General features: G+C 70.4%; 9 protein-coding genes. 4 read left to right on the top strand and 5 right to left on the bottom strand.

The window, feature by feature from the left end:
• Positions 1-24 precede the first annotated feature (24 nt).
• Complete coding sequence (locus tag AC792_RS10850) at positions 25-1,227, top strand: argininosuccinate synthase (RefSeq protein WP_049830537.1); 1,203 nt, start codon at positions 25-27, stop codon at positions 1,225-1,227.
• Positions 1,227-2,690, top strand: coding sequence for an argininosuccinate lyase (gene argH / locus AC792_RS10845; protein WP_049830536.1), 1,464 nt, complete (start codon positions 1,227-1,229; stop codon positions 2,688-2,690). The genes AC792_RS10850 and argH overlap by 1 nt, the downstream gene beginning before the upstream one ends.
• Positions 2,691-2,758: 68 nt before the next feature.
• Here argH and AC792_RS10840 read toward each other — a convergent pair whose 3' ends face one another.
• Genes AC792_RS10840 through AC792_RS10820 form a run of 5 tightly spaced genes read right to left on the bottom strand, consistent with a single transcriptional unit; the run spans position 2,759 to position 9,444 of the window.
• On the bottom strand, positions 2,759-5,068 hold the full coding sequence (locus AC792_RS10840) for a beta-L-arabinofuranosidase domain-containing protein (protein ID WP_049830535.1): 2,310 nt from the start codon (positions 5,066-5,068) through the stop codon (positions 2,759-2,761).
• A gap of 47 nt (positions 5,069-5,115) precedes the next feature.
• Positions 5,116-6,021 (bottom strand): carbohydrate ABC transporter permease, encoded by a 906-nt coding sequence (locus AC792_RS10835; RefSeq protein WP_235436642.1) that lies wholly within the window; start codon positions 6,019-6,021, stop codon positions 5,116-5,118.
• 30 nt (positions 6,022-6,051) lie between these two features.
• A complete protein-coding gene (locus AC792_RS10830) occupies positions 6,052-7,023 on the bottom strand; it encodes a carbohydrate ABC transporter permease (RefSeq protein ID WP_082177665.1) in 972 nt (323 codons plus the stop codon).
• Entirely contained in the window at positions 7,020-8,402 is a 1,383-nt protein-coding gene (locus tag AC792_RS10825; RefSeq protein ID WP_082177664.1) for an ABC transporter substrate-binding protein, read from the bottom strand. The genes AC792_RS10830 and AC792_RS10825 overlap by 4 nt, the downstream gene beginning before the upstream one ends.
• A 46-nt stretch (positions 8,403-8,448) precedes the next feature.
• Entirely contained in the window at positions 8,449-9,444 is a 996-nt protein-coding gene (locus AC792_RS10820) for a LacI family DNA-binding transcriptional regulator (RefSeq protein ID WP_049830533.1), read from the bottom strand.
• A 225-nt stretch (positions 9,445-9,669) separates the two neighbouring features.
• Between AC792_RS10820 and AC792_RS10815 the strand changes: the two genes are divergently transcribed.
• Positions 9,670-10,641, top strand: coding sequence for an NAD-dependent epimerase/dehydratase family protein (locus AC792_RS10815; RefSeq protein WP_049830532.1), 972 nt, complete (start codon positions 9,670-9,672; stop codon positions 10,639-10,641).
• A gap of 120 nt (positions 10,642-10,761) precedes the next feature.
• Positions 10,762-11,996 (top strand): ABC transporter ATP-binding protein (locus tag AC792_RS10810; protein ID WP_268753375.1); only part of this gene is annotated, 1,235 nt, incomplete at its 3' end.

Raw genomic sequence — 11,996 nt, 5'->3', positions numbered from 1 at the left:
GCACAATCGAAGGAGCACATCCACGTGACAGAACGCATCGTCCTCGCCTACTCGGGCGGACTCGACACCTCCGTCGCCATCGGCTGGATCGCCGAAGCCACCGGTGCCGAGGTGATCGCCGTGGCCGTCGACGTCGGACAGGGCGGCGAGTCGCTCGAGACCATCCGCCAGCGCGCCCTCGGCTGCGGCGCCGTCGAGGCCTACGTGGCCGACGCCCGCGACGAGTTCGCCACCGAGTACTGCATGCCGGCACTCAAGGCCAACGCCCTGTACATGGACGCCTACCCGCTGGTCTCCGCCGTCTCCCGCCCCGTGATCGTCAAGCACCTCGTGGCCGCGGCCCGGAAGTTCGGCGCCACCACCGTCTCGCACGGCTGCACCGGCAAGGGCAACGACCAGGTGCGCTTCGAGGTGGGCATCCAGACCCTCGGCCCGGACCTCAAGTGCATCGCGCCCGTCCGTGACCTCGCCCTCACCCGCGACAAGGCCATCGCCTTCGCCGAGGAGAAGGGCCTGCCCATCGAGACCACGAAGAAGAACCCCTTCTCCATCGACCAGAACGTGTGGGGCCGCGCCGTGGAGACCGGCTTCCTCGAGGACATCTGGAACGGCCCCACCAAGGACGTGTACGACTACACGGAGTCGCCCGAGTTCCCGCCCGTGGCGGACGAGGTGACCATCTCCTTCAAGGAGGGCATCCCCGTGGCGATCGACGGCAACCCCGTCACCCCGCTGCAGGCCATCGAGGAGCTCAACCGCCGCGCCGGAGCGCAGGGCGTGGGCCGCATCGACATCGTCGAGGACCGCCTCGTGGGCATCAAGAGCCGCGAGATCTACGAGGCCCCGGGTGCCATGGCGCTCATCGCCGCGCACCGCGAGCTGGAGAACGTCACGGTGGAGCGCGAGCAGGCCCGCTTCAAGAAGACCGTGGACCAGCGCTGGACGGAGCTGGTGTACGACGGCCAGTGGTTCTCGCCGCTCAAGCGCTCGCTGGAGACCTTCATCGACGACACCCAGAAGTACGTCACCGGTGACATCCGCATGGACCTGCACGGCGGCCGCGCCACCGTGACCGGGCGCCGCTCCGACGTCGGGCTGTACGACTTCAACCTCGCCACCTACGACTCCGGTGACACCTTCGACCAGTCGATGGCCCGCGGCTTCATCGAGCTCTTCGGCATGTCCTCCAAGGTGGCCTCGAGCCGGGACCAGCGGGCGGGCGCCTGATGGCCCCAGCGGCCGACGGCGGCGCAGGTCAGTCGCGGAAGCAGGCGCGCCCGGGGACGAACGAGGGCTCGCTGTGGGGCGGCCGGTTCGCCGGCGGCCCCGCGGACGCCCTCGCGGCGCTCAGCAAGTCCACGCACTTCGACTGGCGGCTGGCGCCGTACGACATCGAGGGATCCCGCGCCCACGCACGGGTGCTGCGCTCGGCCGGGCTGCTCGACGACGGTGAGCTGAAGGGCATGATCGACGCCCTCGACCGCCTCGATGCCGACGTGCGCTCCGGCGCCTACGCGCCGGCGGAGAGCGACGAGGACGTCCACGGGTCGCTGGAGCGCGGGCTCATCGAGCGCGCCGGTCCGGCGCTCGGCGGCAAGCTGCGCGCCGGCCGGTCGAGGAACGACCAGGTGGCCACGCTCGGGCGCATGTACCTGCGGGACCACGCCCGGATCATCGCGCGGGGGGTGCTCGCGACGATCGCGGCCCTCGTGGACCAGGCCGAGGCGCACCTCGAGGCGCCGATGCCCGGGCGGACGCACCTGCAGCACGCGCAGCCGGTACTGCTGAGCCACCACCTGCTGGCCCACGCCTGGGCGCTGCTGCGCGACGTGCAGCGGCTCTCCGACTGGGACCGGCGCGCAGGGGTGTCGCCTTACGGGTCCGGTGCCCTCGCGGGGTCCTCGCTGGGGCTGGACCCGGAGGCCGTCGCGGCCGATCTCGGGTTCTTCTCCGCCACGCACAACTCGATCGACGGCACCGCGGGCCGGGACGTCTACGCGGAGTTCGCGTGGGTGAGCGCCATGATCGGCGTGGATCTCTCGCGGGTCAGCGAGGAGGTCATCCTCTGGGCCACGAAGGAGTTCTCCTTCGTGACGCTCGACGATGCATTCTCCACGGGTTCCTCGATCATGCCGCAGAAGAAGAACCCCGACGTCGCCGAGCTCGCCCGCGGGAAGGCGGGGCGCCTGATCGGCGACCTCACCGGACTGCTGGCCACGCTCAAGGGTCTGCCCCTGGCCTACAACCGGGACCTCCAGGAGGACAAGGAGCCGGTGTTCGACGCGATCGACACCCTCGAGGTCTTGCTGCCCGCGGTCTCCGGAATGATCGCCACCCTCGTGTTCCACACCGAGCGGATGGCGTCCCTGGCACCGCAGGGGTTCGCGCTCGCCACGGACATCGCCGAGTGGCTCGTCCGGCAGGGTGTGCCGTTCCGGGAGGCTCACGAGCTCTCCGGGGCCGCCGTGCGCGTCGCCGAGCAGCGCGGCGTGGAACTGTGGGATCTCACGGACGAGGAGTTCGCGGGCATCTCCGCCCACCTGACGCCGGCGGTCCGGGAGGTCCTCACCCTCGAGGGGTCGCTGGCGAGCCGTGACTCCCAGGGCGGCACCGCCCCGGCCGCCGTCCGGCGTCAGCTCACCGCCCTGAAGGCCGAGCTCGACGCCGTCGCGGAGTACGCCGCGGGCTGACCCTGGTTCCGTGACACCCGGTCCCGGCGTGCAGGCGTGAGCGCGTGCACGCCGGGACCTCCACGGGACTACATCTCCCGCAGCAGTGCCACCGAGACCACGTCGCCGGTGCTGCCGCCGGTCGGGGCGTGCACCGAGAGGACGAGGTGACCGGGCGCACCGCCCGCCCGGAGGGCGTCGTCCACGCGGTAGTAGCTGCTCTCCTGCCCGCCGTCGGGGTCCACCCTCAGCGCCTCCCCGAGCGGTGTCCCGTTCAGGCGCAGTTCGTGCTGCTGCGTCGCCGCCGCCCGGGTGCGCACACGCAGCACCGTCGCCCTGTGGTCGGGGTCCTTCAGGGTGTAGGAGAACCACCCGGTGGCGTTGCGCCAGTGCTCCCCGTCGCTTCCTGCGGCACGCGTGGCCTCGCCGCGGAACCCGTGGTCCGCTTCCGGCTGCTGCTCACCGGCGGCCACCACGTCGATCACCCTCTCCGCGTCGGCGGCTCGGAGGTCCATCGCCCGCAGCTCCGCGGTCCGTTCCGCCTCGGCTCCGGTGGGCCAGTACACGGTGTACCGCTCGTCGTGGATGCCGGCGAAGGGCTCGAGCGCGAACGTCCGCGGTTCTCCGTCGACGGTGGCGGTGAGGTGCGCGGTGAGGGACGCGCGGTCCCCGAGCACCACGGCGTCCAGCGGATCCGCCGCCGTGACCACCGGGGTGGCCGCGAGCGGGAGCAGAGGACCGGCGGCCACGTGCCCCATGCGTTCGTCGGTCGCCCTGAAGCCCGGCACGTCCTCCTGCCCGGTCCGGCAAGCCAGGACCACCGGCCCGTACAGGTAGGACACCCAGGGCGAACCGTCCGGCAGCGCCTCCGCGTGGAACCCCAGCCCGAAGCGCACCGTGACCGACGTCGTCCCCTCCCACGTGCGGTGCAGGCGGACGTACCCGTCGGCGTCCGGCTCCGCGGACACGGTTTTCCCCCCGACGTCGATCCTCATGCCCTGCGCCCAGGAGGGCCGGCGCAGGAGAAGGGATGCGTCCGTGGGGGCGGAGGCGGTGACGGAGAGGGTCGCGGTGTCGGAGCGGGGTAGATCCGTCTCCATCCGGACGTGCAGTCCGCGTTCCTCCCAGGTCAGGTCGGAGGCCAGGTAGAGGTTCACGAGGAGGTCCTCTCCGCGGTGGCTGTACACGAGCTCGCCGTAGCGTGCGTGGTTCTCCAGGCCCGAGCCCACGCAGCACCACATGGACTCCTGCACCTCGGAGTACACCCGGTAGTGACCCGGTCGCATCGGGGTGAAGTAGACCAGGCCGCCGTGCTCGGGGTGCTGGGTGGAGAGGATGTGATTGTAGGTGGCGCGCTCGTAGAACTCGACGGCGGCCCGGGCCCCGGTGTGCTCGAAGCGGAGCTTGGCGAGCTTCAGCATGTTGTAGGTGTTGCAGGTCTCCGGGCCCTGGACGTCCTGCACCATCGAGGTGAAGTCCGCAGCCGGCTGGAAGTGCTCACGGACGCTGTTCCCACCGATCGAGACCGTCCGGTGCGTCACCACCGTGTCCCAGAAGACGTCGGCGGCACGGCCGTAGGCGGCCTCCCCGGTCAGGGCACCGAAGCGCTCGTAGCCCACCACCTTCGGGATCTGGGTGTTCGCGTGCAGACCGTCGAGCGCGTCACGGCCCTCGGCGAGCGGTTCGAGGATGCTCCGGTGGGTGAACCTCCGCGCCTCCTCGAGATACGCGGTGTTCCCCGTGGCCTCGGCCAGCTGGGTGAAGGCGTCCTGCATGCCGCCGAACTCGGTGTGGAGGATCTGCTCGAACACGTCCTCCGGGACGGACCGGGACGCGTCCATCCACCAGTCGGCGAGTCGGCCGGCGATCGCCAGTGCGGCGGTGGAGGAGGCGTGGGTGGAGGCATCGAGCAGTCCCGCGAGGGTCTTGTGCAGGTTGTACAGAGGTACCCATCGCCCGTTGAGGGTGAACAGGTCGGCATCCACGCGGCCCGCGGCGAGCTCCTCCCCGAGCGCCTGCCCGCCCGGGACGCCGCCCACGAAGCCGGTGCCGGTGGCCTGGCAGCGTCCGAGCTCACGCACCACGTGGTCGAGCCGCTCGAGGAGCCGCTCGTCACCGGTCGCGGCGTACAGCTGCGCCAGCGCGGACAGGTAGTGCCCGCCCACGTGCCCGTCCATGCCGTCCGACTCCCAGCTGCCGTAGGGCTCCGCGACCTGTTCCAGGCCGGCTTCCCGGCGGTAGGGGGCCAGCAGCCGGTCGGCGTCGAGCTGGAGGACGTAGCGGATGCTGGTGGCCTGCGCAGCACGGAAGTCCCCGTCGAGGAGCCGTACGGCGTCCAGGGGGAACGACGTGGTCGCCGTCACGGCGGGTTCGGCGCGGGTGGAGGTGGCGGATGTCATGGGGACCCTTCGGGGGAACGGTGGTGTCGGGCGGAGGTGCGGGCGGTTCAGCCCTTGACGGCACCGGCCACGAGACCGCGGACGTAGTAGCGCTGGATGGCGGCGTAGAGGATGAGGCAGGGGATCATGAGCACCACGGCGCCGGCGATCACGAAGCCGTAGTCCACCTGCCCGAAGGCCCCGGAGGCGATGTTCTGCACGGCGACGGGCAGGGTGAAGAGCTCCTGCCGGGTGAGGAAGGTCAGCGCGCCGAGGAAGTCGCCCCAGGCACCCAGGAAGGCGAAGAGGAACACCGTGGCCGCCCCGGGGATGATCATCGGTCGCAGGACCAGGAGCAGGATCTTAAACGGTCCGGCGCCGTCGATCCGTGCAGCCTCCACCACCTCCCTCGGGATCTGCGCGAAGGAGTTCCGCATCAGGAAGACCCCGAACGGCAGGTTGAAGGTCAGGTAGAAGAGGATGATCCCGGCGAGGTTGTCCGTCAGGCCCATGGCGTTCATCTGGAGGAACAGCGGTGTGAGGACGGCCTGGAACGGCACCATGAGGGTGAGCAGGATCAGCGCGAACGCCACGTTGGAGCCGCGGAACGGGAAGTTCACCAGGGCGTAGGCCGCGAGCGTGGTCACGACCACGCTGAGCACGGCGGTGCAGGTGGCGATCAGAAGGCTGTTCCAGATGTAGGACCCGGCCCCGATCCCCTCGATCAGTCCCCGATAGTTGTCGAGCGTCAGCCCCTCGAAGGACTGCTCCGCCGCGGGGGCGACGATCTGCGTCCCGGGCTGGAAGGACCGCAGGACGGCCCACGCCACGGGGGCGAGGAAGACGAGCGAGACGAGGATGCCGAGCACCATGTAGACGGCGGTACGGAGGCGCTCGGCGGGGGTGGAGGCCCGGGTGTCGGGGGCAGCGGCTGCGGGGGTCGCCCGCCGGGCGGGGTGCACGGAGGTGCTCACGATAATCTCCTTCGATCGGACGCGAGGTGCTTAGTCGTCCCGCATGACGCGGAACTGGATCAGGGTGAGGGCGGGGGCGATCACGACGACGACGAACGAGAGCGCCGTGGCGTAGCCGACCTGGAGGTCGTTGAACGCCTTGTTGTACACGTAGAGCATCACGGTGAGGGTGTCGTCCCCGGGTCCGCCGCCCGTGAGCACGTAGAACTGGGTGAAGGCGAGGACCGCCCCGATGAAGCCCATCACCGTCAGGAGCCCCAGGTAGCGCTTGACGAGCGGGACGGTGACGGAGAACTCCTGCCGCCACCGTCCGGCGCCGTCGATCTCGGCCGATTCGTACAGCTCGTCGGGGATCCCCTGCATCCCGGACATCAGGATGATCATGCTGAACCCCGAGCCCACGTAGGCGCCCAGCAGCACGATCAGCACGGTGGCGGTCACGCCGTCGAGGAGCCAGGCCGTGGGTTCCTGGGTGAGACCGAGTCTCATGGCGATGAGGTCCAGGGCCCCGCTGTCGGGGCGGAACTCCAGGATCGCCACGAAGCTCAGCGAGGTGATCCCGATGACGTAGGGCACGAACACCGCGGTGCGGATCAGCCCGGAGCCCTGGCGGTTGGAACGGACCAGGACGGCCAGTGCGTACCCGACCAGGATCCCGAGGGCGGTAGACACCACGGCGAAGACCAGGGTGTAGAGCACCGATCCCCAGAAGGTGGTGTCGGTGAACGCCGTCGTGTAGTTGTCCAGACCCACGAACTGCACCGAGCCCACGAGCGGCCAGTTGGTGACGGAGATGACCGTGGCGAAGAGGAGCGGTGCGACGACGAACACCAGTACCAGGACCACGGCCGGGGCGATCATCAGGACCCCGGTCCGGGAGTCGTGCCGGGAGGCCCCGGAGCGCCGCGAGGGCCTTGGGTCCTTCGTGGTGGACCGGTCCGTGTGTCCGGTGGACCCGTTCGCTTCGGGATCGCCGCCGCGCGCCGGAAGGGTGGTGCTCATGCCTGGTTCACCTCGAGTACTCGCTGGGTCTCCGTCTGGGCGCGTTCGAGAACGCTGTCGAGGGGTTCGTCGGTGAACACAGCTGCCCGGAACATGGCGAGCCAGGGGGACTGGACCGCGTTCGTCAGTTGCTGGTACGCGCTCGTCGGTGAGGCGAAGCCCTCGTTCATCCGTTCCACCCCCGGCACCATCAGCGGGAAGTCCTCGCGGAACCCGGTGTCGAGGACGTCGCTGCGCACCGGGTACCAGCCGAGCGCCGCGAGTTCCTCCTGCTGCTCGATCTCGCCAACGAACTTGATGAAGTCCCACGCGGCTCCGGGGTTCTCGGCGCCACGCGGGATGGACAGCACGGCGCCGCCCGAGAACTGGGAGACGTTGCCGTCCGGCCCGGGGAAGGCGCTGACGCCGAGTCGACCGAGGAGGTCGGGTTCGGCGTTGGCCACCACGAGGTCGTAGGAACCGGGGAAGAGGCCCACGGTCCCGTTCACGAAGTCCTGGCCCCAGGCCGTGCCGGCGTCGGCGGCCGCACCGGGCTGGGCGAGGCCCTCCCGGTGGAACCGGCCGTACAGCTCGAGGGTGCGGCGCAGCGGGTCGTTGCCGAGGATCGTGGCGTACTGCTCGCCCACGGGACCGTCGTAGAAGGGGCTCTGGTCGGCCCAGAAGTGCGGTTGCACCACGTAGCCGAGGATGCCGGCGGAGTTGCCGGTGAAGGTGACCCCCGAGATCCCGTTCACGGACCGCAGTGCGTCGGCGTGCGCGAGGTACTCGTCGAAGTTCGTGGGGCCCGCGTCGAGGTCCAGCCCCGCCCGCTCGTACAGGTCCTTGTTCCAGAACAGCTGGGAGACGTTGGACATGGCGGGGAACCCGTACCTGCGGCCCTGGTAGCTCGCCACGTCGAGCAGCGGCTGGTTCAGGGACCCGGAGTAGGGGAGTGCCTCGATCAGGTCCGTGAGATCCGTCAGCGCCTCACGCGAGCTGAACACCGGGGTGGTGACGGAGTCCGGTGCCACGAGGTCCGGGACGGACCCGGAGCGGATGGCCGTGGCGAGCTTGGTGGTCATCTGACCCTCGGGCAGGATCGTCAGGTCCACCCGGACGGCGGACTGGGCCTCGTGGTACTTGTCCACGATCAGCTGCGCGGGGGTGAAGGCCACACCGCGGCACCAGAACCGGATGCGCCCCGAGGGGTTCTGCCCGAACGACGCCGCTCCGACGTCGGCCTGGGGAAGGGCCGAGGAGCAGCCGGTCAGACCGACGGCCGCGGCGAGGGCCGCGGCACCGAAGGTGAGCACCGAGCGGCGGCTCGGGGGGATGCCGGGGGCGCCGTGCGCCCGGGGCAGCATCCGCTGGGTAGTTCTCGGGAGGGGAGAGTGCATCATCGGTCTCTCTGTCGTGGGGGGATTGCCTGCTGGACGGGTAAGGCGATCAGGTGGAATCGCGGACGATGAGCTGGCACGGGTGGGCCTCGACGCCGGGGCGGGCCTTCCCGCCGATCGCCTCGAGGACACGGGCCCCGGCGGCCCTGCCGAGTTCCTCCAGGTTCATGTCGATGGTGGTGAGCGGGGGCCGGCTGTGATGCGCGGCAGGGGCCCAGTTGTCGAAGCCGATCACGGCGACGTCCTGCGGGACGGAGATGTTCGCCTCGCGCAGGCCGTCCGTCACCCCACGGGCGATCTCGTCGCTGCCGCAGAGGACGAGATCCGCCGGTTCCATGCGCTGACGGAGCATCTGCACCGCCTGCCGGCCCCAGGCCTCGGACCAGTTGCCGTACAGCACGCGATCATCGACGAGGGACATGCCGAACGTCCCCACGTGCTCCTGGACGGCCTGGGCGCGGACGCGCGCCGAGAACTGCTGGCGCGGTCCGGCCACGTAGGCGACACTGCGGTGTCCCAGGGCCGCGCCGTACTCCAGGGCCAGCAGCATCCCCTGCTCCTGGTCCACGATCACGGACATGTCGTCCTCGTCGGCCGATTCCCCCATCACGTAGACGATGGGTACGGATGTCTTCGGCAGGGGGGCGCGGGGTCCGGTGAGGTTGGTCATCACCACGATCGCGTCCACGTTGCGGGCCGCGAGCGTCTCGACGCAGTGCCGTTCCCGCACCAGGTCCCCGCGGGAGTTGCTGACGAGCACGGAGGCCTGGTCCGGGCCGAAGGCGTCCTCCAGTCCGTACATGACCGGGATGCTGAAGCGCCCGATGTCGTCCGAGGTCACCAGGCCGATGGTGATCACGTCGGATGCGGAGGAGGTGTTCCCCCCCTGGGAGAACCCGAGCTCCCGCGCTGCTGCCAGGATCTTCTCGCGGGTGTTCTCGCGCAGCTGGCCACGGTTGTTGAGTGCCTTGGAGACGGTGCCGATGGACACGCCACTGGCGAGGGCGATGTCGGCCATGGTGACCCTGCCGGTACCGGTGCTCATCGGGATCCTCCTCGAAGCTGTGCTGCGCGCTCCGCCCCATGACGAGGCAAGTGGTTCCGGAAGTGTAGAACGCGGAAACATTTTCTGTCTATAGGAAACTCTTTCCTAAATTGTTTCCGCGCGGGACGGGCTAGTCTCGGGGCAGGGGGCCGGCCCGGTCCATGTCGACGGCTCGTCCTACCGACCGTCCCGCGGGATCGACCCCATGACCGAAATCGGAGAACCATGCGCATTGTCGTCATCGGTGGCAGCGGCCACATCGGCACCTTCCTCGTCCCCCGTCTCGTCCGCGCAGGGCACGAGGTCGTGAACATCACCCGCGGCACCAGTACGCCGTACACGGACTCCCCGGAGTGGAGCCGGGTGACGCACGTCCAGGCGGACCGCGAGCAGCAGGAGGCGGACGGGGTGTTCGGCGAGACCGTGCTCGCCCAGCACCCCGAGGTGGTGGTGGACCTCATCAGCTTCACCCTGGAGTCCACGCAGGCACTCGTGGCCGCCCTCCGGGGCCGCGTGGAGCACCTGCTGCACTGCGGCACCCTGTGGCGCTACGGACCGAGCGACCGCTCGCCGATCTCCGAGGGGGAGGGGACGCCCCCGTTCGGCGAGTACGGCATCGAGAAGGAACGCATCGCGCAGTTCCTGAAGCGTGAGACGGCCGACGGCGGTCTGGTGACCACGTCCGTCCACCCCGGGCACATCGTGGGGCCGGGGTGGACGCCGGTGAACCCCCTCGGGAACGTGGATCCCGGTGTCTGGCGCACACTCTCCGCAGGGGACCCCCTCCGCGTCCCGGGCAGCGGTGCGGAGATGATGCACCACGTCCACGCGGACGACGTCGCGCAGGTCTTCGAGCTCGCCGTCGCGCACCGGGAGGCGGCAGCGGGCGAGGACTTCCACGCGGTGGCTCCCACGGCACTGACGGTCCGGGGTTACGCGGGGATCGTGGCCGGGTGGTTCGGTACCTCCGCCCGGCTGGAACCAGTGACCTGGGAGCAGTTCAGGGAGGGCACCACCGCGGAGCACGCCGAGACGTCCTGGGGTCACCTGCACCGCAGCCACTGCCTGTCCATCGAGAAGTCGAGGTCACTGCTGGGGTACCGGCCCGGCTACCAGCCGGAGGACGCCGTCCTCGAGGCGGTCCGCTGGCTCGTCGAGCACGATCAGCTGGAGGTCGCCGCCGAGCTGATCGGCTGACCCGGCCGGCACCGTGGCAACCCCGTGCTCCGCCCCGGTACCGGGGCGGGTGACCACCCGTGGCTACGCCGGGCGCGAAGCCCTTTGACACCCCGAGAACCCCGCGCGCAGGCTGGGCACATGCAGCCCACCGCACAGCGCGCCACCCTGCGCGAGTTCTTCCCCTACCTGAGGGGCCACGTCCGCGTTCTGGTCCTCGTCGCCGTCGTCTCCCTCGTCTCCACCGGGCTCTCGATCGCCCAGCCGCTCATGGTCCAGCAGCTCGTGAACGCCGTCTCCGCGAGCGAACCGGCGCAGGTGTTCGTCTGGTTGCTCGTGGCCGTCACCCTGGGCGGTGCGGTCTTCGGCGCCGCGCAGTCCTACCTCCTGCAGCGCACGGCGGAGTCGGTGGTGCTCGGGGTGCGCCGCTCGCTCGTGGCGCAGCTGCTCGCGCTGCCCGTCCGCGAGTTCGACCGACGGCGGGTCGGCGACCTGATCTCCCGCGTGGGCTCCGACACCACCCTCATGCGCAGCGTCATCACCTCCGGGCTGTTCGAGATCGTGTCCTCGCTCCTGATGTTCTGCGCAGCGGTGGTGCTCATGGTGCTCATCGATCCGCTGCTCTTCGGGATCACGCTGAGCGCGGTCCTGGTGGGGGTCGGCGGGGTGCTCGTCCTCGGCAGGCTCATCCGCCGGCGCAGCAGGGACGTGCAGGACGCCGTGGGGTCCATGACCGCGGCCGTGGAACGCGGTCTGTCCGGCATCCGGACCATCAAGGCCTCCGTGGCCGAGGACCGGGAGGCGGCGGTGATCGACATCGAGGCCACCACGGCGTTCCGCGCGGGCGTGGCGATGGCCCGGCTGCAGGCGGCGGTCCAGCCCATCATGTCCATCTGCGTCCAGGGCGCCTTCATCGTGGTCCTGGCCGTGGGCGGCATCCGGGTGGCGGCGGGTGAGCTGCAGCTGGGGGACCTCATCGCCTTCATCCTCTACCTCTTCCTGCTCGTGATGCCCATCGGGTCCGCCATGAGCGCGTTCGTGCAGATCCAGTCCGGGCTCGCGGCCCTGGACCGCATCCAGGAGATCGCACGGCTGGAACCGGAGCGGCAGGACGAGGCGGAGCCGGTGCCCAGGCGGCCGCAGCCGGCGCGCAGCCGTGCAGCCGGCAGGATCGAACTGCGCGACGTCAGCTTCGGCTACGAGGGCGCGGAGGGCCCGGACGCGGACGCCGACGGCGGCCCGCGCCGCCCGGCCGACGGCAGGGGAGCGGCCGGCCCCCCGGGTGAGGAGCAGCAGCCGGCAGCGGGCCGCCAGGTGCTCGACGGCGTGAGCTTCACGGTCCCCGCCGGCAGCCGGACCGCACTCGTGGGCCCCTC

Source organism: Arthrobacter sp. RIT-PI-e, assembly GCF_001187915.1.
GTDB lineage: Bacteria > Actinomycetota > Actinomycetes > Actinomycetales > Micrococcaceae > Arthrobacter_D.
The sequence above is the reverse complement of the archived record's forward strand: the minus strand, read 5'-3'. Positions and strand labels throughout refer to the sequence as shown.